At 70.9% G+C, this 22,527-nt stretch carries 20 protein-coding genes; 8 read left to right on the forward strand and 12 right to left on the reverse strand.

Annotation, left to right across the window (positions count from 1 at the left end):
• Positions 1-6: 6 nt before the first annotated feature.
• Positions 7-1,164 (forward strand): hypothetical protein, encoded by a 1,158-nt coding sequence (locus tag KI385_RS07630; protein WP_238571450.1) that lies wholly within the window; start codon positions 7-9, stop codon positions 1,162-1,164.
• Between the two features lie 285 nt (positions 1,165-1,449).
• Here the strand turns inward: KI385_RS07630 and KI385_RS07635 are convergent, their stop codons facing one another.
• Positions 1,450-2,148, reverse strand: coding sequence for an alpha/beta fold hydrolase (locus tag KI385_RS07635; protein ID WP_238571451.1), 699 nt, complete (start codon positions 2,146-2,148; stop codon positions 1,450-1,452).
• A gap of 122 nt (positions 2,149-2,270) precedes the next feature.
• Here KI385_RS07635 and paaK point away from each other — a divergent pair, with 122 nt between their 5' ends.
• The 3 genes from paaK (at position 2,271) to KI385_RS07650 (ending at position 5,337) form a co-directional block, all read left to right on the forward strand.
• Entirely contained in the window at positions 2,271-3,599 is a 1,329-nt protein-coding gene (gene paaK / locus KI385_RS07640) for a phenylacetate--CoA ligase PaaK (RefSeq protein WP_238571452.1), read from the forward strand.
• 260 nt (positions 3,600-3,859) lie between these two features.
• Positions 3,860-4,675: a hypothetical protein gene (locus tag KI385_RS07645; RefSeq protein ID WP_238571453.1), complete on the forward strand. Its 816-nt coding sequence runs from the start codon at positions 3,860-3,862 to the stop codon at positions 4,673-4,675.
• On the forward strand, positions 4,672-5,337 hold the full coding sequence (locus tag KI385_RS07650; protein WP_238571454.1) for a class F sortase: 666 nt from the start codon (positions 4,672-4,674) through the stop codon (positions 5,335-5,337). The genes KI385_RS07645 and KI385_RS07650 overlap by 4 nt, the downstream gene beginning before the upstream one ends.
• 98 nt (positions 5,338-5,435) lie before the next feature.
• On the opposite strand, the gene KI385_RS07655 is transcribed toward KI385_RS07650, so the two are convergent.
• From KI385_RS07655 to KI385_RS07675, 5 genes are all read right to left on the reverse strand, one after another.
• Complete coding sequence (locus tag KI385_RS07655) at positions 5,436-6,236, reverse strand: VOC family protein (RefSeq protein ID WP_238571455.1); 801 nt, start codon at positions 6,234-6,236, stop codon at positions 5,436-5,438.
• Positions 6,237-6,334: 98 nt separating this feature from the next.
• Positions 6,335-7,918 carry an acyl-CoA synthetase gene (locus KI385_RS07660; protein WP_238571456.1) on the reverse strand — a complete coding sequence of 528 codons (1,584 nt, stop codon included), beginning with the start codon at positions 7,916-7,918 and terminating at the stop codon, positions 6,335-6,337.
• Between the two features lie 93 nt (positions 7,919-8,011).
• A complete protein-coding gene (locus KI385_RS07665) occupies positions 8,012-9,571 on the reverse strand; it encodes an acyl-CoA synthetase (RefSeq protein WP_238571457.1) in 1,560 nt (519 codons plus the stop codon).
• A 19-nt stretch (positions 9,572-9,590) separates the two neighbouring features.
• Complete coding sequence (locus tag KI385_RS07670) at positions 9,591-10,694, reverse strand: NAD(P)H-dependent flavin oxidoreductase (protein ID WP_238571458.1); 1,104 nt, start codon at positions 10,692-10,694, stop codon at positions 9,591-9,593.
• Positions 10,695-10,831: 137 nt separating this feature from the next.
• Complete coding sequence (locus tag KI385_RS07675) at positions 10,832-12,397, reverse strand: phytoene desaturase family protein (RefSeq protein ID WP_238571459.1); 1,566 nt, start codon at positions 12,395-12,397, stop codon at positions 10,832-10,834.
• 179 nt (positions 12,398-12,576) lie between these two features.
• On the opposite strand from KI385_RS07675, the gene KI385_RS07680 reads away from it, so the two are divergent.
• On the forward strand, positions 12,577-13,884 hold the full coding sequence (locus KI385_RS07680; RefSeq protein ID WP_238571460.1) for a glycoside hydrolase family 27 protein: 1,308 nt from the start codon (positions 12,577-12,579) through the stop codon (positions 13,882-13,884).
• Positions 13,885-13,909: 25 nt separating this feature from the next.
• Here KI385_RS07680 and KI385_RS07685 read toward each other — a convergent pair whose 3' ends face one another.
• The 3 genes from KI385_RS07685 to KI385_RS07695 are packed head-to-tail and all read right to left on the reverse strand — an operon-like array spanning position 13,910 to position 17,918.
• Positions 13,910-16,021, reverse strand: a complete 2,112-nt coding sequence (locus KI385_RS07685) for a serine/threonine-protein kinase (protein ID WP_238571461.1) — start codon at positions 16,019-16,021, stop codon at positions 13,910-13,912.
• A gap of 33 nt (positions 16,022-16,054) precedes the next feature.
• Positions 16,055-16,963 (reverse strand): oxygenase MpaB family protein, encoded by a 909-nt coding sequence (locus KI385_RS07690; protein WP_238571462.1) that lies wholly within the window; start codon positions 16,961-16,963, stop codon positions 16,055-16,057.
• Between the two features lie 22 nt (positions 16,964-16,985).
• Positions 16,986-17,918, reverse strand: a complete 933-nt coding sequence (locus KI385_RS07695; RefSeq protein ID WP_238571463.1) for a LysR family transcriptional regulator — start codon at positions 17,916-17,918, stop codon at positions 16,986-16,988.
• A gap of 84 nt (positions 17,919-18,002) precedes the next feature.
• Here KI385_RS07695 and KI385_RS07700 point away from each other — a divergent pair, with 84 nt between their 5' ends.
• Genes KI385_RS07700 through KI385_RS07710 form a run of 3 tightly spaced genes read left to right on the forward strand, consistent with a single transcriptional unit; the run spans position 18,003 to position 19,557 of the window.
• A complete protein-coding gene (locus KI385_RS07700) occupies positions 18,003-18,764 on the forward strand; it encodes a sulfite exporter TauE/SafE family protein (RefSeq protein WP_238571464.1) in 762 nt (253 codons plus the stop codon).
• A 57-nt stretch (positions 18,765-18,821) separates the two neighbouring features.
• Positions 18,822-19,358: a hypothetical protein gene (locus KI385_RS07705; RefSeq protein WP_238571465.1), complete on the forward strand. Its 537-nt coding sequence runs from the start codon at positions 18,822-18,824 to the stop codon at positions 19,356-19,358.
• Positions 19,359-19,368: 10 nt separating this feature from the next.
• Positions 19,369-19,557, forward strand: a complete 189-nt coding sequence (locus tag KI385_RS07710; RefSeq protein ID WP_238571466.1) for a hypothetical protein — start codon at positions 19,369-19,371, stop codon at positions 19,555-19,557.
• 56 nt (positions 19,558-19,613) lie between these two features.
• On the opposite strand, the gene KI385_RS07715 is transcribed toward KI385_RS07710, so the two are convergent.
• Genes KI385_RS07715 through KI385_RS07725 form a run of 3 tightly spaced genes read right to left on the reverse strand, consistent with a single transcriptional unit; the run spans position 19,614 to position 22,526 of the window.
• Positions 19,614-20,870, reverse strand: a complete 1,257-nt coding sequence (locus KI385_RS07715) for a cytochrome P450 (RefSeq protein WP_238571467.1) — start codon at positions 20,868-20,870, stop codon at positions 19,614-19,616.
• A 34-nt stretch (positions 20,871-20,904) separates the two neighbouring features.
• Complete coding sequence (locus KI385_RS07720; RefSeq protein WP_238571468.1) at positions 20,905-21,933, reverse strand: C45 family autoproteolytic acyltransferase/hydrolase; 1,029 nt, start codon at positions 21,931-21,933, stop codon at positions 20,905-20,907.
• Positions 21,930-22,526: a GNAT family N-acetyltransferase gene (locus tag KI385_RS07725; protein WP_238571469.1), complete on the reverse strand. Its 597-nt coding sequence runs from the start codon at positions 22,524-22,526 to the stop codon at positions 21,930-21,932. Before KI385_RS07725 ends, KI385_RS07720 begins: the two co-directional genes overlap by 4 nt.
• Position 22,527: the final 1 nt, after the last annotated feature.

Here is a 22,527-nt window from a genome sequence, read left to right on the forward strand (position 1 = left end):
CGTCATGTGCTTCGAACCTTGCTCGTCGCGCCCTTGGTGGCGGGCAGCCTGTGCACCGCGTCGCCGCCCGCTCAGGCGGACAGCACGACGTGCGGGGAGAAGACCTGCCGTGCGGAGTTCACAAACGACTGGGGGTACCACGAGTTCACCGTGCCGGCCGGTGTCAAGTCCATCACCATGTACGTGTGGGGTGCCGGCGCCGGTGGCGCCGGTGGTTCCACCGGCGGTGGTGGCGGCGGTGGCGGCGGCACCGAGGTGAGCCTCGCCACCAACGCCCGGCATCCCGGTGGTGGTGGCGGTGGCGGGGGCGGCGGCGGTGCGGGCGGCAACGGCGGCTCCAGCGGCGGCTACGCCGTCGGCCGGGTCAAGGTGCACCCCGGGCAGAAGCTGAAGGTGGCTGTTGGCACGGGCGGAGAGGCCGGCACCGCCGCCCGGGTGGGCAGCCATGGCGGGGCGGGCTCCGAGGACAACAACGGGACGGCCGGGCAGGACGCCTACCGCCCCGGCGCGGGCGGCATCGGCGGCGGCTCCCAGATCACCGACATCGAGTCCCGCCGCTGGCTGCTCTCCGTCGACGGCAGCTCCGCCGGCCATCCCGGCGCCGGCGGACACGGCGGCAAGGGCGGCTGCGCCGGCCATACCTTGCGCAACTGCGTCTGGGAGCCCCCCTACCGCTACCGCGGTGGTGACGCCGGTGCGCCCGGCGGTGGCGGCGAAGCCCAGCCCGCAGATGGCGGAGCGGCCTGCGGGACCGTCGGCGAGGGAGTCACGGGCGCCTGCTACGACTCCAGGGTCGGCGGTCAGGGCCAGAACGGCAGCCAGGGCACGGTCGGCACACACGGCGGCGACGGCAGCATCGGCCTGCAGGGTCAGCCGGGCGGAGAGGCCGGTGAACCCGGCAAGGGTGCCGCCGGCGGCGCGGGCGGCCAGGGCGGCAAGCCCCAATACACCGACATCGCACCCCCGGCGAACGTGGGCCTGGGCGGCGCCGGTGGTATGGGTGGTACGGGCGGCGACGGCGGCAAGGGTGGGCGCGGCGGGGTGGGGATCAACCGCCGCCCCGAGGGCAGTGGGCAGGCCGGGCATGGCGGACTGTTCGGCACAGACGGGCAGCGCGGTGGCAATGGCTACGTCCTGATCATCTGGGACAAGCCCGCTTCCTGACGCTGCAGGTTCTCTCGGCCTGCTGCCTGCATTCCGGGATGCCGCGCGTGACGGCCTCGACTCCCTGTGGCGTCGGGGCCGTCACCGCCGGATGGTCCCACTCTGCGGTGGCTCTTCCAATGCCCTCCCCTTCCCACGTTCTTCGGCGGGTGCGGCTCCAGACGCGCCTACTCCCGATCCGACAGATCTCCCCGGCCCGCACCGGCCGCAACGACGTGATCACCTTCCCGTCACGCGACCCGTCGGACACTGCCTGGGGGAACCGGGCCCCGGGGGCGCCGCGGGCTACGGGCGCGGTGCCAGGAACGAGTTGACCGCGGCGAGGAATGCGCCCGGGCGCTCCTCGTGGACAAGATGGCCGGCGCCCTCGACCGTCACCAGACGGGCGTCGGGGATCCGGTCGGCCATCTCGGCGAGGTGCGCCTGCGGGACATGGCTGGTGGGGCCGCCGCCGATGACGAGGGTGGGGGCGGTGATCTTCTCCAGGGCGTCCCACCACAGGGGGTCGGGGGCGTTGCGCTCCGCCACCACCGCGATCTTGGCGCGCCAGTCGAACGACTGCGGACCCGCCGGCCGCTCGGGCAGCTCCTGCGGCGGGTCGGCGGGCAGCGGCGGGGTGGCCTCTTCCAGGACCAGGTGGGCCACCAGATCGGGCCGGTCCGCGGCCAGCAGCAGCGCGGCCACCGCGCCCAGCGAGTGCCCGATGAGGGTCACCCGCGCCAGGCCGAGCGCCTCCAGGAATCCGATCGCGTCGTCCCGCCACCGCTCGAAGCCGTACTCGCCGGGCCAGTCGCTCAGCCCGTGGCCCCGCTGGTCGAGGGCGAAGACACGGTGGGTGCCGGCGAGCCGGCCGACCACACCGCGCCAGTCCTCACCGTCCTCCCCGAGACAGTGCAGCAGCACGGCCGGGGGCGCGTCCTCCTCACCCCACACCCGGTATGCCAGCTGGACCTCGCCGACCTGCACTTTCCGGACGTCACTCATGCGCTGGACGCTACCCGGGGGCCGTCTGCGTCACGCCCCTTGACGTGTTCGCCGCGCGCTGATTACTTGGACCCGCATGCAGCTACCGAATGATCGGTAGGGACACGAGGCGGTGACACTCCATGCCGGAAGCGGCTGCGGGCGGGGCTACGGGCGGCGAGACGTTCGACGAGGCGGAACGGCTCTCCAAGGACGCGTTGCGCGAGCTGCAACTCACACGGCTGCGCGCCTCGTTGCGGCATGCCTATGACCACGTCCCGTTCTACCGCGAGTCCTTCGACCGGGCCGGGGTGCATCCCGAGGACTGCCGCTCGCTCGGCGACCTCGCGCGCTTCCCGTTCACGGTCAAGGATGATCTGCGCGCCCACTACCCCTTCGGGATGTTCGCCGTCCCTAAGGAGAAGGTGCGCCGCATTCATGCGTCCAGCGGCACCACGGGCCGTCCGACGGTCGTCGGCTACACCGAACGCGATCTGTCGCACTGGGCGGATGTGGTCGCCCGCTCCCTCCACGCGGCCGGCGGACGGCCCGGTCACACCGTTCATATCGCTTACGGATACGGGCTGTTCACCGGCGGTCTGGGAGCGCACTACGGCGCGGAGCGGCTGGGCTGCACGGTCGTGCCGGCGTCCGGTGGGATGACCGGCCGGCAGGTGCAGATCATCCAGGACTTCCGCCCCGAGATCATCATGGTGACGCCGTCGTACCTGCTCACCCTGCTGGACGAGTTCGAGCGGCAGGGCATCGATCCCCGCAAGACCTCGCTCAAGGTGGGCGTCTTCGGCGCCGAGCCATGGACGCAGGCGATGCGCCGCGAGATCGAGGAGCGGTTCGCGATCGATGCCGTGGACATATACGGGCTGTCGGAGGTCATGGGTCCCGGCGTCGCCCAGGAGTGTGTGGAGACCAAGGACGGGCTGCACATCTGGGAGGACCACTTCTACCCGGAGGTGGTCGACCCGATCACCGGCGAGGTACTGCCGGACGGTGAGCACGGCGAGCTGGTCTTCACCTCGCTCACCAAGGAGGCGATGCCGGTCATCCGCTATCGCACCCGGGATCTGACCCGGCTGCTGCCCGGCACCGCGCGCCCCGCCTTCCGCCGGATGGAGAAGATCACCGGGCGCAGCGACGACATGATCATTCTGCGCGGGGTCAATCTCTTCCCCGCGCAGATCGAGGAGATCGTGCTGCGTACGCCGGGCGTGGCCCCGCACTTCCAGCTCAAGCTGACCCGCGAGGGCCGGATGGACCAGCTGACCGTGCGCGCCGAGGCCCGGCCGGACGCGACGCCCGAGGAGCGCACGGCGGCGGTCGGGCTGATCGCGCGCGGCGTCAAGGACGGCATCGGGGTCTCGGTCGCCGTGGAGATCGTCGATCCGGAGACGCTGGAGCGCTCGGTCGGGAAGATCAAGCGCATCGTGGACGCCCGGCCGCGGGACCAGGGATAACTTTCGTCCTGCCTGGGCCCGCCCCGCCTGCCCCGAGCTGGTGCGCGGGGGGGGCGGGGCGAGTCGGGTTCGACCGGTGGGAAGCGGGACTTCGCGCACAGGATGAACATCGCGTCAGTCCGCTTCGTATTACTGGCTACTTGCTACTTGCGCCCGGGCAACGACCGGCGGCCGCTCAGGCCGCGTGAAGAAGTCGCACGGGCCCTCCGGACGAGACCGCGGCGATCCCTACGGGGACCGCCCGAAGGGAACGAACGACTGTGACAGCCCAGCGCAGCACTCGCCTCGCCGCCCTCCTCGCTCTGCCCGTCGCCCTGGCCCTCTCGGCGGCCGCCGCTCCGGCTGTCGCCGCGGAGACGGCATTCCAGATCAACCTGAAACAGCTGAACAGCTCGGGGGGCAGCGGTACGGCGATGCTCAGTCTCAACGGCAACCAACTGACCGTGAAGATCGAGTCGAAGGGACTCGTCCCGGGGCAGCCGCACGCCCAGCACATCCACGGCTCCACCGACGGCCATGACTTCACGTGCCCGGACGCGAGCGCCGACACGGACGGCGACGGGATCGTCAACAACACCGAAGCCACGGTGCATTACGGCGATATCAACATCACGCTCACCACCGACGGTGACACCAGCCCGGACAGCGGGCTCGCCGTCGACCGTATGCCCAAGGCGGACGCCCAGGGGAACCTCTCCTACGAGCGCACCATCCCCGTGTCCCAGGACGTGGTCGATCACATCAAGGACCTCCACGTGGTGCAGCACGGCATCGACCCGAACGGCAACAAGAAGTACGACTTCGGCGCGGGCAAGAGCGAACTCGATCCCAAACTGCCCCAGGAGGCCACCGCGCCCGCGGTCTGCGGGATCGTCGAGGGCGCGGCGGTCGGTTCCATTCCGGTGGGTGGCGTGGAGACGGGTGGCGGAACGGACGACAGCAGCGAACTGCCCGCCGCGCTGGTGGGCGCCGGCGGTCTCGCCCTCGTGGCGGCGACCGGAGCGCTGGTCGTGCGCCGCAGGAGGCACGCCACCGCCTCCGCCTCCGCCGAGCCGACCGGACAGGGCGCCGCATGACGGCCCGCAGGACGACAGCCCGCTGGAAGCGCGAAGCCGCGTCCTGCGCCGCGGTGGGAGCGATTCTCCTGCTCGGCGGCTGCGGGGGCGAGAAGTCGGCGTCGCAGTCGGCTCCCGCCGGACAGCAGCCCGCGCAGGGAGGCCAGGCCGCTCCTCCCGGATCGAGAACCGAGAACGGTCAAGGGGGTGAGCAGAAGACGGGGAACGCGCGGAAGGTGGCTCCGGAGCGGCTCTCCATTCCGTCGCTCAACGTCTCCTCCACGCTCGAGTCGCTGGGGCGGAAGAAGGACGGAACGATGGAAACGCCCGTCGACCCCGACAAGGCGGGCTGGTACACGCCCGGCCCGGCACCCGGCGACAAGGGTCCGGCCGTCATCGCGGGCCATGTCAGCTGGAACGGCAAGCCGTCGGTGTTCCAGCGGCTGTCCTCCCTGAAGGCCGGTGCCGCGATCGAGGTCGCGCGGGCCGACGGGAAGACCTCGAAGTTCACCGTCAGCCGCGTCGCGCAGTACCCGAAGAACAAGTTCCCCACCATCGAGGTCTACAAGAACATCGACCACGCGGGGCTCCGTCTGATCACCTGTGGTGGCGACTACGACCAGTCGCAGCACTACTACCCGGACAACGTGGTGGTGTTCGCCGAACTGGCCACGGCGGAATAGCGGCCTGCTGGCCCGATGCCGGAGGCCGGCGTCTTCTCGGGACGTCGGTCTCCGGCTGTCTGACGACCGGCCCGGCCCTGCACCACGGCCGTCGTCGCTCAGCTCATCGTCGGGTCCCCCTTGATCAGGGCGAACGGGGCGCCCGCCGGGTCCTTCAGCATCGCCAGCCGGCCGACGCCCGGAGCGTCGGTCGGCGGGATCAGGACCGTGGCGCCGTGGTCGGTGGCCGCGGCGAAGGTGGCGTCGCAGTCGGTGACACCGAAATACGGGTGCCACTCCGATGTCGAACCGGCCGCCAGATGCTCCTTCTGCAGCTGCATGATGCCGCCATGCCCCGTGTCGTCACCCTTGCCGCCGCCCGGTGCGGAGGCGACCGAGTAGACCAGGCCGCCACCCATCGGCATGTCCTGATAGCTCCAGGAGAAGACCGAGCGGTAGAAGTCCCTCGCCGCGGCCGCGTCGGTGGTGTACAGCTCCGTCCAACAGAGGGTGTTCGGCTCCATGACCGTTTCCAGGCCCTTGGTGTCGCCCGGCTGCCACACGGCGAAGTCGGCGCCCGTCGGGTCGGTGAAGGCTGCCAGGCGGCCCGCGGTGAAGACGTCCATCGGCGGGACCCGCACGGCGCCGCCGGCCTGCTCCACCGCCTTGACCGTGGCATCCGCGTCGGAGGTCTGGAAGTACGCCGTCCAGGCGGAGCTCGCGCCCTCCTCCATCAGCGGACCGACGGCGCCGACGGTCTTGCCGTCGAGCTGGAACATGCCGTACCCGCCGGCCTGCGGCCCGGCCGACTGGAAGCTCCAGCCGAAGACGGCGGAGTAGAAGGCGACGGCGGCGTCGATGTCGGGGGCCCCGAGGTCGAGCCAGTTCGGTGTGCCCGGGACGTAGTTGGTGGTCAGCATGGGTGGTCCTCCGTTGTGCGGATGGTGACGTGCACTGCTGTTCTCCCGCCGCTTCTCAGCATGGCAGGGGGCACTGACAGTCGCCCTCCACGCGGCCCTCAGGGCGTGCCGAACCGTTCGCGCAGCTCCCGCTTGAGGACCTTGCCGCTGGCGTTGCGCGGCAGCGCGTCCACGAACATCACCCGTTTGGGCGCCTTGAACGGCGCAAGGCGGGCGCGGGCCGCCTCGATCAGCTCCTGCTCCCCCACCACGGCGCCACCGTCCGCCGCCCCGTCGCCGCCGCCCGAACCGTCCGCGCCGTCCGTGCGCCGGACGACCACCGCGGTCACCGCCTCGATCCAGCGCTCGTCCGGCAGCCCGATGACCGCGACCTCGGCCACCTGCGGATGCTCGTAGAGCACCTCCTCCACCTGGCGCGAGGCGACCAGGACACCACCGGAGTTGATGACGTCCTTGACCCGGTCGACCACCGTGAAATAGCCCTCCGCATCGCGGACGGCGAGGTCTCCGGAGTGGAACCAGCCGTCCCGGAACGCCTCGGCGGTCTCGTCGGGCTTGTCCCAGTAGCCGGTGCACAGTTGCGGCGACCGGTAGACGACCTCGCCCCGGGTGCCGTCCGGCACCTCCCGGCCCGCCTCGTCCACCACCCGCGCCTCGACGAACAACACCGGGCGCCCGCAGGAGTCCATCCGGCCCTCGTGTTCGTCCGGGCCGAGGACGGTGGCCAGCGGCCCGATCTCGCTCTGCCCGAAGCAGTTGTAGAACGCGAGCCCGGGCAGCCGGGCGCGCAGCCGCGCAAGGACCGGCACCGGCATGATCGAGGCGCCGTAGTACGCCTTGCGCAGCCCGCTCAGCTCCCGGGTGGCGAAGTCGGGGCGGTGGGACAGCCCGATCCACACGGTCGGCGGCGCGAACAGGCTGTCGGCCAGGCCCGCTTCCACCAGTGCGAAGATCCGGTCCGGATCGGGCCCGTCCAGGATGGTGTTCTCGGCGCCCACCGCCAGGTAGGGCAGCAGGAACACATGCAGCTGCGCGGAGTGGTAGAGCGGCAGCGAGTGCAGCGGCCGGTCCGTCTCCTTCAGGTCGAGGGCGACGATGGCGCTGGTGTATTCGTGCACCAGGGCGCGGTGCGTCATCATCGCGCCCTTGGGCAGCGCGGTCGTTCCCGAGGTGTAGAGCAGCTGGACGAGGGTGTCGTCGGACACCTCCGCCAACCGGCCCGTCGCATCACCCGCCGCATCGGCGTCACCGGCAGCCTCATGGGCCACGAGCCGCTCCACCAACCCGTCGGGCGCGTCGTGGAGCGGCATGCTGCGGACGGACTCCGGCAGCCGGTGCGCAAGCGCGACATCGGTGAGCACCAGCGCGCTGCCCGACTGGTCGAGGATGTAGGCAAGATCCGTGCCGGTGAGGCTGTGGTTGACCGGCACATGCACCAGCCCGGCCCGGGCGCAGGCCAGGAAGCCGATCAGATACGCATCGGAGTTGTGGCCGTAGGAAGCGACCCGGTCGCCGGGCCGGAGGCCGTCGGCCAGCAGCACCCGCGCCGCGGCGGTCACCGCGTCGTCCAGCTCTCGATAGGTCCAGCTCCGGTCCCCGTACCGCACCGCGGTCCGCTCGGGCACCCGCCGGGCACTGCGCCGCAGGACCCCGTCGACCGTATTGCTCCGCGCTCGCGTCATGGCGCGATCCTCGACCGCACCCCACCCCGGGTCAAGGCACCCGACCGGTGAACCGGCCGCCGTCGGCGGGCGGGCCCACAGGGCACACGGCCCCTACATGGCGCGCTCCCGGCCCTCCCAGTACGGGTCGCGCAGCCGCCGCTTGTAGAGCTTGCCGTTGGGATCGCGCGGCATGACGGCGATGAAGTCGACGGACCTGGGCCGTTTGTAGCCGGCCAGCTGCCGTTCGCAGTACGCCAGGATCTCGGCGGCCAGCTCGGGGCCCGGCCGCCGGCCCTCGGCCGGTTCCACGACGGCCTTGACCTCCTCGCCCCAGTCGTCGTGCGGGATGCCGAAGGCGGCCGCGTCGGCGACGGCCGGGTGGCCGAGCAGAGCCGACTCGATCTCGGCGGGGTAGATGTTCACCCCGCCCGAGATGATCATGTCGATCTTGCGGTCGCGGAGGAAGAGATAGCCGTCCTCGTCCAGATAGCCGAGGTCACCTACGGTGAAGAAGTCACCGATCCGGTTCTTGTTCGTCTTGCCCTCGTCCTTGTGGTAGCTGAAGCCGCCGGTCCTCATCTTCATGTAGACGGTGCCGAGTTGACCCGCGGGCAGCCGGTTGCCGTCGTCGTCGAAGACGGCAAGCTCGCTGATCGGCCAGGCCTTGCCGACCGTTCCGGGCTTCTTGAGCCAGTCCTCGGCGGTCGCGAACGCACCGCCGCCCTCGCTCGCCGCGTAGTACTCCTCGACGCAGCCGCCCCACCAGTCGATCATCGCGCGTTTGACGTGGTCGGGGCAGGGCGCGGCGCCGTGGATCGCATGCCGCATCGAGCTCACGTCGTAGGCCGCCCGGGTCTCCTCGGGCAGTGCGAGCAGCCGGTGGAACTGGGTGGGCACCATATGGGTGTGGGTGCAGCGGTGTGTGTCGATCTGAGCGAGCATGTTCCGCGGCGTCCATTTGTCCATCAGGACGATGCGGTGGCCGATGTGCAGGGAAGCGCCGGCGAATTGCAGTACGGCGGTGTGGTAGAGCGGCGAGCAGACCAGGTGGACGTTGTCGTCGAAGGGCTGGATGCCGAAGATGGCGAGGAAGCCGCCCAGGTAGGCGTCCTCGGGCGGGGTGCCGGGCAGCGGACGGCGGATGCCGCGCGGGCGTCCGGTGGTGCCCGAGGTGTAGTTCATGACCCAGCCCAGGGTGCGGCCGTCGGGCGCGGACTCCGGCTGTCCGTCGAGGAGTTGGGCGTAGGGGCGGAAGCCGTCGACAGCGCCGATGGCGTAGCGCCGGGCGGCCGGCAGTTCCGCCTCGTCCGCGGCGTGCCGGGCCGCGTCCGCGAACCGCTCGTGCGCGATCAGCACCTTCGCGCCGGAGTCGGCGACGATCCAGGCGATCTCCGGGCCGACCAGGTGGTGGTTGACCGGGACGAGATAGAAGCCGGCCTGCGACGCGGCCAGGTAGGCGGTGAAGAACTCGACGCCGTTGGGGAGGACCGCGGCGAATGCGTCGCCGCGCTCCAGGCCCGCCGCCCGCAGCCCGTGGACCAGTTGGTTGCTCGCGGCGTGCAGCCGGCCCGCGGTCCACTCCTCGCCGTCCGGGGCGATCAGGACCGTACGGTCCGGGTCGGCCGCGGCCTGCGCCCAGAAGCCGTTGGGTGGTGGGGAACCATGGGTCATTCCGCTGTCCTCCTCGGGTTCATGCGCGTCCGGCGATGCGGTTGATGCGGTCGATGGCCCGCTCGAAGCCGCGGGTGAGGTCGTCGAAGACGGCCTGGACGCTGCGTTCGCTGTTCATCCGGCCGACGATCTGGCCGACGGGGGTGCCCAACAGCGGTTCGACCTCGTGCCGCTGGATACGGGAGTTGGCCTCGGCGACCAGCAGGCCCTGCAGCGGCATCGGAAGGGGGCCGGGGCCGCTCGGGTCGTCCCAGGCGTCGGTCCAGTCGGTGCGCAGCTGGCGGGCGGGTTTGCCGGTCAGGGCACGGGAGCGGACGGTGTCGGCCGGGCCCGCGGCGAGCAGTTTGGCGGTCAGCCGCCGGGAGTGCAGATCGGCCTCCTCGGTGGTCAGCCAGATCGAGCCCAGCCAGACGCCCTGTGCGCCGAGGGCGAGTCCGGCGGCGATCTGCTCGCCGGTGCCGATGCCGCCCGCGGCGAGCACCGGCAGCGGGTCGACGGCGGCGACCACCTCCGGGGTCAGGACCATGGTGGCGATCTCGCCGGTGTGTCCGCCGGCCTCGTAGCCCTGGGCGACGACGATATCGATGCCGGCCGCCTTGTGGTGCCGTGCGTGCCGGGGGCTGCCGGCGAGCGCGGCGACGAGAATGCCGTGGTCGTGGGCGCGTTGGATGATGTCGGGGGGCGGCGGGCCGAGGGCGTTGGCCAGCAGCTTGATCGGATAGTCGAAGGCCACATCGAGCTGGGTGCGGGCGACCTGCTCCATCCAGCCGGTGATCCGCCAGCCGGACGTCTCCCCCTCCGCGAGCCGCGGCACCTGGTATTTCTCAAGAAGCTCGGTGACGAACCGCCGGTGCCCCTGCGGGATCATCGCCTCGACATCGGCCTCGCTGACGCCTTCCACCTTTTTGGCGGGCATCACCACATCGAGCCCGTAGGGCAGCCCTTCGGTGTGCTCCTGCATCCAGTCGAGGTCGCGCGCCAGCGCGTCCGGCGCGGTGTAGCGGACCGCGCCGAGCACCCCGAACCCGCCGGCCCGGGTGATCGCCGCGGCGACCGCGGGGAAGGGAGTGAACCCGAAGACGGCGTGCTCGACTCCCAGCGTGTTGCTCAGCTCCGTCTGCATGGGCGCAGGATGCCGCAGCGGGCCGTACGAGGGAAGAGATTTTCTGATGCTACGTCAGAAACTTGCGCGGCGGGGCGGCGGCCCTTTTTGTCCTCTCCACAGTTACCGCCCTTGCTCCCCCTGCCGCCCCTGCTCCCTCACCCCTCCTCCAGCACCGCCATCGCCGCGTTGTGCCCCGGGATGCCGCTGACTCCCCCGCCGCGCAGGGCGCCCGCGCCGCACAGGAGGACATTGGGGTGGGTGGTGGCCACGCCCCAGCGGGCGGGGGCGGTCGCGGCGTCGTCGGAACCCTCGGGATCCGCGTATGGAAAGGCCAGGTCGCGATGGAAGATGTTGCCGCCCGGCAGGCCCAGTTCGCGGTCCAGGTCCAGGGGGGATTTGGCCTCGATGCAGGGACGGCCGTCGGCGTCATGGGCCAGACAGTCGGCGAGCGGCTCGGCGAGGTGGGTGTCCAGTTCGGCGAGGGTGGCGGCGAGCAGCTGCTCGCGGGTGGCGTCGTTGTCGGCGGTGAAGAGTCTCGCCGGGGTGTGCAGGCCGAAGAGGGTGAGCGTCTGGTAGCCCTGGCGGACCAGATCGGCGCCGAGGATGGAGGGGTCGGTGAGGGAGTGGCAGTAGATCTCGGAGGGCGGGGCGGCGGGCGGCCGGCCGGAGGCGGCCTGGTGGTAGGCCTGCTCCAGCTGGTCGTAGCCCTCGGCGACGTGGAAGGTGCCGGAGAAGGCCTCCCGCGGGTCCACCCGGCTGTCCCGTAGCCGCGGCAGCCGGGTGAGTAGCATGTTCACCTTGAGCTGGGCGCCCTCGGCGGGTGGGGGCGGGGTCTCGCCCAGCAGGTGGGCCAGTTCCCGGGGTGCGGCGTTGACGAGGACCCGGCGGGCGCCGATCGTGCCCTGGTCGCAGGTCACCTCCGCGGTCCGGCCGTCCGTCGCGAGGGCGGTCACCGGGCAGTTGGTGACGATCTCCGCACCGGCGCGGCGGGCGGCGTCGGCCAGTGCGTCGGTGAGTGCGCCCATGCCGCCGATGGGGACGTCCCAGTCGCCGGTGCCGCCGCCGATGACGTGGTAGAGGAAGCAGCGGTTCTGGCGCAGGGACGGGTCGTGGGCGGTGGCGAAGGTGCCGATGAGGGCGTCGGTGAGGACCACTCCACGGACCAGGTCGTCGGTGAAGGTCTCCTCGACCACCTCGCCCAGGGGGCGTTCGAACAGGGCGTGCCAGGTGGCGTCGTCGTCGATCGCGGCGCGCAGTGCGGCGCGGGTGGGGAGCGGCTCGGTGAGGGTGGGGAAGACGCGTTCGGCCAGGCGCCCGGTGCCGGCGTAGAAACGCTGCCAGGCATCGAATTCCCGTTCGGAGCCGGTGAGTTGGGCGAACGAGGCACGGGTGCGGTCCTCGCCGCCGGCTACCAGCAGGCCGGTGGGGCTGCCGTCGCGTACGGCGGGGGTGTAGGAGGAGACGGTGCGTTTGCGGACCGCGAAGCGCAGCCCGAGATCCCGCACGATCTTCGGCGGCAGCAGGCTGACGAGGTAGGAGTAGCGGGACAGCCGGGCGTCGACCCCGGAGAAAGCCCGGGTCGACACGGCCGCACCACCGGTGTGGTCCAGCCGCTCCAGCACCAGCACGCTGCGCCCGGCGCGTGCGAGATAAGCGGCGGCGACCAGCCCGTTGTGCCCGCCGCCGACGATGACCGCGTCATACGAAGTCCGTTCCGGCATGCCCCTTGGTAGCACGCGGTGATCTCGGTCGCCAGGTACAGGCGGCTGAAACCTCCTGCCCGGGCGGTGCGGCTTCTTGACCGGGCCCTGGGCTGCTCCTAGCGTCCGGCCGTGCTCCGCCCCGGCGCCGCCCCCGCTTGCCTCCTCCCAGGCCGTCCCGCCCACTCGTGAGGTGACTCGTGTCCCACCCGTCGGTACCCCGCATCGGCCGCACTTTCGCCGGACTGACCGCCGTCGCCGCCTGCTCGGCCGGACTGCTCGCGGCCCCCGCGCCCGCCTCCGCCGCCCCCGACCCGGCCCGCGCGCCCGGCGCCCCGCGCACCGCGGCGCGGTATCCGGATCTGGCCCCGACACCGCCGATGGGCTGGAACAACTGGTCGTACTACATGTGCAACATCAACGAGAAGGTGGTGCTCGACAATGCGCGGGCGTTGGTCCGTACGGGGCTGGCGCACAGCGGCTATGACACCGTCACGGTCGACGACTGCTGGATGAGCAGGCAGCGCGGTCCCCAGGGCGAGCTGGTGCCGGACCGGACGAAGTTCCCGCACGGCATGGCGTACATCGGACAGCAGCTGCACCGGATGGGGCTGAAGTTCGGCATCTACGAGGATGTCGGGACGCTCACCTGTGAGAAGTATCCGGGCAGTCTCGGCCACTTCAAGCAGGACGCGGAGCTGTTCGCGCGCTGGAAGGTGGACTACGTCAAGGCGGACGGCTGCAATGTGCCCACCACCCCCGGGCGCAGCAAGGAGGAGACCTACCGCGGTCTGTACGGGCAGATGAGCAGCGCCCTGCGGGCCACCGGCCGTCCGATGACCTTCTCGGTGTCCGCGCCGGCCTACTTCCAGTTCGACGGCGACAGCGTCTGGCACCGGGTCATCGGCTGGTCGGCCGAGCTCGGCAATCTGTGGCGGGGCGGGCGGGATGTGGCGCTGCAACAGAGCACACCGGCCGCGAAGTGGAAGTCGATCGTCTACAACTTCCGCTACAACGCGCATCTGGCCGACCTCCAGCGGCCCGGACGCTGGAACGACCCGGACTTTCTGCTGGCCGGTGACTCGGGCCTGACGCGGCACGAGATGCAGAGCCAGATGTCGCTGTGGGCCATGATGGCGGCCCCCCTGATCTCCAGCACGGATCTCGGCAAGCTGTCCCCGGCGGCCCGCGAGATCCTCGGGAACAAGGAGGTCATCGCCGTCGATCAGGATTCCCTGGGTGTCCAGGGGCATATCGTGCGGCAGGACGCGCGCTCCACGGTGCTGGCCAAGCCCCTGAGGAACGGCGACCGGGCGATCGCCCTGTTCAACTCGGGCGACTCGCCGCGCACGCTGTCCGTCACGGCGGGCGCGGCCGGACTGCCGGAGGCCGACTCCTACCGGCTGCGCGACCTGGTCACCGGTCACCGTGGGCACAGCGACGGCGACATCGTGGCGAGGGATGTGCCGCCGCACGGCACGGTGCTCTACCGGGTCACTCCGAGCTGATGCGGTAAACGACGGGCCGTCCCCGCTACCGCCGGCGTTCGGCGCGCTCCTGGCGCAGTGCGGCGACCCGGCGGTGCAGGGTGGCCGCCTCGCCCGCGCGGCCCAGCTGCTCCAGGCACTGGGCGAGGTCGGTGTGGCTGGCCAGTACGTCGAGATGCGCCGCGCCCAGGATCCGTTCGCGGGCGTCGGCGACCTGGCGGTAGATGTCCTCCGCCTCGCTCCAGCGGCCGAGCCAGCCGAGGGCCACGGCACTCTCCCGGCGGCTGACCAGGGTGTCGGGGTGGTCGGGGCCGAGCACCCGCTCGCGCGCCGCGGCCACCTCACGGGCCTCCACGAGCGCCTCCTGCCAGCGGTTCTGCCGCCCGAGGTTGACGCCCAGACCGTGCCGGGCGCGCAGCGTGTCCGGGTCGTCGGTGCCCTGGGCGCGGGTACGGGCCGCCACCAGGTCCCGGTAGAGGGCCAGGGCCTCCGCGCTGCGGCCGAGCCTGCCGAGGCCGATACCGACCTCGTAGCGGGCGGCGAGGGTGTCGGGATGGTCGGGGCCGAGCGTCTCGGCGCGCGCCGCCGCGACCTCCTGGTACGTCTGCAGAGCGGCCGCCCACTTGCCCAACTTACCGAGTATGTAGGCGAGTTCGTAGCGGGTGGTGAGGGTGTCGGGGTGGTTCGTTCCGAGCACCCGGGCGCGTGCCCCGGCCACCTCGCGGGCCATGGCACGGCAGTCCTCCAGCCGTCCCAGCCGGCCGAGGTTGAGCGCGACATGGTGGCGGCAGCTCAGGGTGTCGGGGTGGTCGGGGCCCAGCGCGCGTTCCCGGCCGGCCAGTACCTCGGCGTAGGTCTGGTGTGCCTCGAAGTGCCGGCCCAGGCGGCCCAGCGCATGACCGGCCTCCAGGCGGCTGGTGAGGGTGTCGGGGTGGTCGGGGCCGAGGAGCCGCTCGCGTTCGACGGCGAGCGCGCGGTGGGCCTCGCCCGCCTCCTCCCAACGGCCGAGCCGGCCGAGGTTCAGCGCGGCGGTGTGCCGGCCGGCCAGCGCGGCGAGGGCGGCGCGGCGGTCGTCCGGAAGTGCCGGGCCGGCGATACCGGCTGCCGGGGAGGCGTCGCCGCGCTGCGGATCGCCGCCGCTGGTCCAGGCGTCGGTGAGGACCGTGGCGGCCCGGTCCGAGGCGTAGCGGCGCGGCCGGTCGAGGCCTGCGGGGGAGCCGAGGGTCATGCCCTGGGTCCAGGAGGGCAGCCGCCGGGCGGGGGCGGTCATCACGCCGGGGCCGATCGCGGAGCCCCGGCCGGGGTGCGGATGGCGGGCGTCGGCGAGGCGTTTGGCCAGCTCGTCGGCGTCTCGGGGGCGGTTGTCGGGCTCCTTGGCGAGCAGTTCGAGCATGATCCGCTCGTAGGCCTCGGGCAGGTCGGGGCGGAGCGTACGCGGCGGGGTCGGTGCGGTGTCGCGGTGGCCGATGAGCACCGCCCAGGCGTCGCCGAGGTCGAACGGCGGGACGCCGGTGGCAAGCTCGTAGAGCACACAGCCGAGCGAATAGAGGTCGCTGCGGTGGTCTATGGCGTGTGCGCCGATCTGTTCGGGCGACATGTAGTGCGGGCTGCCCATGGCGATGCCGGTGCCGGTGAGGCGGGCGGTGAAGCCGATGTCGTGGCCGAGGCGGGCGATGCCGAAGTCGCAGATCTTGACCGTGCCGTCGGTGGTCCGGACGATGTTCGCCGGTTTCAGATCGCGGTGCACGATGGATTGTTCGTGGGTGTAGGCGAGTGCGGCGGTGACCTGCTCGGCGATCTCGATGACGTCCGGGACGGGCAGCGGCTGGCGTCGGTTGTCGTCCAGCAGCTGGCTGAGGTTACGGCCGCTGAGCAGCTCCATGACGATGAAGAGGGTGCCGTCGTCCTCGCCGAAGTCATGGACGACGGTGATACCGCGGTGCTGGAGGGCGGCCGCGACCCGGGCCTCGCGGCGGAAACGTTCGCGCAGCACCTGGAGGAACGACGGTTCGTGCCGGGGCCCCAGCGGCTTGAGGCATTTGACGGCGACCTGCCGTCCCAGTGATTCGTCGCGGGCCCGCCACACCTCGCCCATGCCGCCCCGCCCGATGGTGTCGAGCAGCCGGTAGCGCCCCTGGATCAGTCTGTTTTCCGGCATTGTGTATCGCCGCCCCCGTCCCCGTTGCCGCGGTCAGCCGCGCAGCTCCCCCTGCGTGTCCTCCTGCGTGCTCTTCTGCTGGTCCAGTATGGCGGCGGAACGGCGGAGCTTGTAGGGCGCTGGGCGGGTGCCGGGGCCGAGTCGCTCGACGGCGCGCAGGATGTGCCGGGGTGGCAGCTGCCAGCGGACCGTGGGCGGAATGGCGCGAAGGAGACGGCCGGTGGCGCGGAGTCTGCGGGTGACGGTGGCGGGCGGGGGCGCGCCGCGGCCGTAGAGCTGGTGTGCGTACGCCGGGAGCGCGCCGTAGGCGAGCCGTGCCACTTGCTGCCAGAGCAGTGCGCGGGCGGGGACGAGCGGGGCGGGGGTCGGTGGCCGGCGCAGGAAGTCGTCCACCTCCCGGGCCTCGCGGGTGAGCGCCAGTTCGGGCCGTACGCGGGTGAAGTAGGCGGCGAGCGCGGCCCGGTCGCCGGGGACGTCGGCCGTGTCGAGGCCGACGAGCCGGGCGCTTTCGCGTTGTTCGTGGAGGTAGGCGTCGGCCTGGGCGTCGCTGACGGGGTAGCCGGAGCGGCGCAGTACGTGCAGGTAGGAGTCGACCTCGGCGCAGTGCACCCACAGCAGCAGCGCCGGCTCGTCGATGCCGTAGCGCTCGCCGGTGGCCGGGTCGGTGGCGGTCAGCCGGCGGTGGATGCCACGGACTTTGGCGCCGGCCGCTTCGGCGGCCCCGGTCGTGCCGTAGGTGAGGGTGCCGACGAAGTTGGCGGTCCGCATCAGCCGGCCCCAGGCGTCCTTACGGAAGTCCGAGTTCTGGATGACACCGCGCACCGCGCGGGGGTGCAGCGCCTGGAGATACAGCGCGCGAATGCCCGCGATCCACATCATCGGGTCGCCGTGCATCTGCCAGGTCACCGAACGGGGCCCGAAAAGCCCGGGGTCGCCTGCCATCACCACACCTCCAGTGTGACCGTCAGCGGTACGTGGCATCCCCGATACCACCGGGGAAGGCCGGCTCGGACAGTGCCGCTTGCCGCAGGTGTTCGGCGAGCGCCGCGGTGGCCGTCGACGAGGTCCGGTCCTTGACACCCCAGGCCAGCAGATGGTGACGGCGTGCCCAGGGATCCTGTAGTTCACACACATCGAGTGGCCGGCCGGGGTCGATGGCGCGGCGCGGTACGAGGGCGAGCCCGACGCCGGCGGCCGCGAGGGCGACGAGGACGTTGAGGTTGGCAACGCTGGTGCGGTAGCGCACGACCGGAGCGTGTGGACCGAGGTGCTTCTCGATCCAGCGTCGCAGCGAGGAGTCGGCGTCGAGCCCGACGAGAGGGTGCTCGGCGACCTCGCTGTAGGTCAACGCGGTTCGGCCGGCGAGAATCCCCCCGGCCTGGCCGATCACCACGAGGGAGTCGTCGCCGAGGGGTTCCATGTCGAGGCCGCAGTCGCGGGCCTCGTCGTCGAGAACGACCCCCAGGTCCGCCTCTCCGTCGGCGAGCATCCGCACGGTCTGTGGGGTGCGGCTTTCGGAAGCCGTGACGTCGACGTCCGGGTGCGCCCGGAGGAACGAGACCAGGGCTTGTGGCACGAGCCGGTGCATCGCGGAACCGCCGCCCAGCAAGGTCAGTGGAGCGGTCGGGGACCGGGTGTAGCTCGCGACGGCGCTTTCGAGCCGCGCTGTCTGGGCGAGGACCTCGCGTGCGTGCCGGGCCAGTGTCGTCCCCGCCGGGGTGGGCCGCACTCCCCGCCGGCCGCGGATCAGCAGTGCCACGCCGGCGTGGTGCTCCAGCGAGCGCACCCTGGCGCTGGCCGAAGGCAGGCTCAGATGCATCCGGCGAGCGCCCGCCGTGATCGATCCCTCCGCCACGATGTCGAGGAAGAGCCGCAGATCGTCCAGGTCATAGCGCACCCTCATAAGCCTATGGCACACCCTTAGGCTGGGTACACCGATTACGCATTGTGGGCCCACCGGACACGGGGTGATGCTCGGCAGGTGTCCGAGATATTGCTTGTCCTGCTGGCCGGTGCTGCCGCCGGAGTGTTGAACGCCTTCGGCGGTGGAGGCACGTTCGTGGCGCTGCCCGCTCTGGTCGCGGTCGGCCTGTCCCCCGTGACGGCGAACGCGTCATCGACCATCGCCCTCGTCCCCGGCGCCGTGGCCAGCGGATGGGTCTACCGACGCGAACTCACCCCGGTCGGGACGGTGTCCACGACGGCGCTGACCACGATCAGCGTGGCCGGGGGCGGAGTCGGCGCCGGCTTGCTGCTGGCGCTGCCGGCAGCGTCCTTCGACGCCGCGGTGCCGTGGCTGCTCGCTTTCGCCACGGTGATCCTCGCCTTCGGGCGCCGCCTCTCCCGTGCGTTGAGCACCGCGCTGGGCCGCCAGCTCAGCATGAGCTCGCGCACCGTCCTTATCGGCCAGTTCTTCCTCGCCATGTACGGCGGATACTTCGGCGGTGCCGTAGGCATCATGATGCTCGCCCTGTGGAGCGTCGGCCTTGGCCTCGACACCGCGATCAGCAACCCGATGCGGGTCACCCAGCTCGCGGCCATCTATCTCAGCGCGACCGCGCTGTTCCTCATCGCTTCGGACGCACTGAACGCTCCGCTGGTCCTCGCCGGCATGCTGGCCGGCGCGGTGGCCGGCGGCTTCGCCGGCGCCCACCTCGCACGCCGTCTCTCCGCGAGGCTGCTGCGGGGCATCATCCTGACCACCGCCGTGACCATGACCGTCCTCTATTTCCTCCGCAGCTGACCACGCAGGAGAGCCGCAGTGATCTTCCATCAAGCATCGGAGCCAAGGCTGACCGACATGACCGAAGGTGACACCGGAGCCGCCGCACCGTACACGGAGGCGACCCGAGCGCGACTGGTGACGGCCTACGAGGCATACGAGCTGGCCGACCTGGCGCGCGCCGCCGTCCCGATCGGCGAGCACGAGCTCCGTCCCGATGGCACCGTCCATTCCCCGGGCTCCGTGCTGGCCGACGCCGCCCGGGTGCTCAGGGCCGCGCACCGGTTCTTCGAAGCCGCCGCCGTGTTCGAGCGACTGGGCGGCGCGAGCTGGCAACTCATCGGCGACGCCCTGGACATAGCGCCGCAAACCGCGCGGGTGCGCTTCGCGATGGCCGAGACCCGCTTCCGGGAGGAACTGCTCTCCCCCGAGGTGACCGGCTCCACCGGAGCCGACGGCGAGGTGAGCTGGTGGCGGTCCTATATGGCCAGGGAACCGCTGGAGGCAGCGCTCGACCTCGACGACTGGGTACTGCGCCACGAGGACGGGGACAGCGACCTCGGCACCGCGCCGGTGTCCGGCGGCCTGGTCCGGCGGGGGCACGGGGAACACTGAGGGGAGAAACGTGGACGCATCATCATCCGACGTGGCCCGGCTTCTGCGGGCATTCGCCATGCGCGCCTTTGTTCTTGCAATTTTCGTCGGCATCGCGGGCGAATCGGTGCTGACGGTCATTTTCGCGCTGATCGGTCTCGGGCTCCTCCTCGCACCGGCCCACGCGGCGGCGGAGCGTCGAGAGGACGTCGTTCCCTGAGCGCCCCGGATCTCGCCGCCGACCACAGCGGCGAGATCGGGGACGTCACACACGTCTCAGAGCACCAGTTCCTCCAACTCGGCCGACACCGGTTCGAAACGCACCGGCAGGCTGCTGATCCCGGTGAGGAGATTGGAATAGATCCGCTGGACGGGTCCGACGATCTCGAACCCCGCGGTGAAGTCACGAAGCGCGAGCAGCATCTCGGAAATCTCCAGCCTCGCCAGATACGCGCCGATGCAGAAATGCGGACCGTGCCCGAACGCTATGTGCTTGTTCGGCGACCGGTCGATGAGGAACCGGTCCGGGTCGGCGAAGACGCGCTCGTCACGGTTTCCCGAGACATTCCACACCGTCACCACCTCACCCTTCTTGATCCGGGTGCCGTGGATTTCCACGTCCCGCACCACGGTGCGGCCGAAATGCATGGTCGGTGAGGCCCAGCGCAACACCTCTTCGGTCGCCGGCTTGACGGACACATCGCCGCGCTTGAACGACGCCCACTGGTCCGGATTGGCGCCGAAACTGTGCACGGCGTCGATCATCGCGAGGCGACTGGTCGCGTCCCCGCCGAGGATCAGGCTGTAGCAGTTGAGCACGATCTCGTCCTCGCTGAGGAACTCGCCGTCGATCGTGCTGCCGGCCAGCACGCTGACCACGTCGTCCCGTGGCGCGGCTCGGCGTTCCTCGACCATGCTGACGAAGTACTGCAGGATCTCGTTACGGGCGGCGTCGGCCGCCTCGGAGTACTCCCCCTGGTCGTCCGAACTGATCGCGGACTTGGTCAGGCTGAGCATGTACTCCCGGTCCTGGCCCGGAACTCCGAGCAGGTCACAGATCGTGGCCATCGGAATCTTGCTCGCGACATCCAGCGCGAAGTCGCATTCACCACGGTCGATCGCTTCCGCCAGCAGTGTCCGGGTGGTCCGGCGGACATGCTCGCCTATCCTGCTCAGCACGCGCGGTGAAAACGCCTTCAACAGCACATTGCGCAACTCCTTGTGCCGCTGCCCGTCGGTCACCGGGACCATCTTTCCGGCCGCCGAGTCACCGTCGCCGAGCAGCGTGATCAGGACGTTGCCGCCCTCCGAGGTGAAGGTGGTGTTGTCCCGGTAAAGGTCGACGATGTCGGCGTACCGGCTGAGCACCCAGAAGCCGGGATTGTTCCCGACCGCCGGATGTTGGTAGAGCGGCCGGTTCGCCCGTAGCGTGCGCCAGAAATCAGTCAGGTCGTAATCCGCGAACGTCTGCGGGTCCGCCAGGTTCACACTGGCCAGATCGTCCGGAGTCGCACGGATGGGCAGGTCTTCCACGGGCTTGACCTCCATTTCGAACCGGTGAAACAGATCAGAGGCGGAAAGACTGGGTTCTCGACAGCCGGGGATCACCCGGCCTCAGGTGCAGCGCTCCGTTCTTCGCATCGAGGACTACGGCGGCGACGGTGCGCTCCCTGCGGATATCACCGTCGTCGGCGACACAGATCGGCGGCTGCGACAACACCGCGAAGTGCTCGTCGGGATCCGCGTCCGCGGGCAGCGCCCGCAGAGCGGATTTCGCCATCTGGAAGCGGCGCAGCGAGGAGTTGCGGGCGAAGACGTTCAACTCGTCCCGACCGGTGAACTCCGGGGCGAGAAAATGGTTGGTGTGCACCGACTCCCGCGTCGTCGTCACCCGGTGCTCGTCGCCGAGGACCTCCACGCAGGCGGTCCCGGTGGCATCGGCGAGCACGATCGTGCGGGAGCTGGCGAGCGGCAGCGAGCGCAGCGTGGCGATCGCCGATTCCACCGAGGTCGCGGTGTCGAGCAGATGACGAATGGCCAGATACGGCGGCAGGCCCGGACCCCAGTGCCCGCCGAGCACCAGGTTCAGACCGACCGCGAGGCCACGGGAGTTGACGCCGAGGTAGCCGAGCAGTCCAGCGAAACTCAGCACCAGGGCCTTGCGGTCGCCATGGCCGACTTCGAGCACCGCGATCTGGTCGTCCAGATTCCCGTTCAGGTCCACGGTTTGCGCCAGCACGCCCGGCCGGGCGTAGGTGGTGCAGTCACCCCTGGTGGGGATCCGCTGATATCCCATGATCTCGCGGCGCAACTGCAGCAGGGTGGCCTCGTCGAGGGTCAGCCCCGCGCCGGCCGCGAGTCCGGCGATCTCGTCGGCCAGCCGCGGCGTCGACCGGGTGATCTCCGCCCGGTAGGCGGCGATGTCGCCGGCCAGCCCGGCCACCGACACGGCAGTGGGCAGCAGGTGGTTCAGCCGGGCGACGCCATCGTCGAGGAAGGCGCGCAACCGCTTCTTCAGGGCGGTGCCATGCGCGAGGCCGAGGTCGTACGGTTCGCCATGGGCGACCATGTGCGCCACCGCGAAGGTCGTTGTCACTCAGCGTCCGCCTTGGCCGTGAGCCGCTTGCGTACCGAGGGCCATTCGCCACGCAGGATGCTGTAGTACACGGCGTCGCGGCGGGTACCGTCCGGCATCGGGTTGAAGCTGCGCAGGATTCCTTCCTCGGTCGCGCCGATGTTGCGCAGCGCACGGCGGGCCTGCTCGTTGCGCCGGTCGGTCTTGAACTCGACGCGCTCGGCGCCGAGTTGCTCGAAGGCGTGTCGTAGCAACAACAACTTGGCATGGCGGTTGACTCCCGCGCCGCGGAAGTCCCGGCCGAGCCAGGACCAGCCGATCTCCAGCCGGCCGTCCGGTTCGGACAGGTTGCCGTAGCTCATCGACCCGGCGGTGCGGCCGGTGGCCAGGTCGGTGATGTGGAAGACGACCCGCCGACCGGCTTCGTGGTCGGCGATCATCGTGTCGAAGAAGGTCTTGAAGGATGCCTCGTCGCTGACCAGCGCCACGAAGTAGCGCCAGATGGCCGGGTCCATCGCCACCGACCGGATCGGCTCCCGGTCGGTGGCGGTGATGGGCCGCAGGCGGACAACGCCGTTGTCCAGTACGGCCGGGGCGTGCTCGGACCAGCTCATC

Source organism: Streptomyces inhibens (assembly GCF_022221585.1).
Lineage (GTDB): Bacteria > Actinomycetota > Actinomycetes > Streptomycetales > Streptomycetaceae > Streptomyces > Streptomyces inhibens.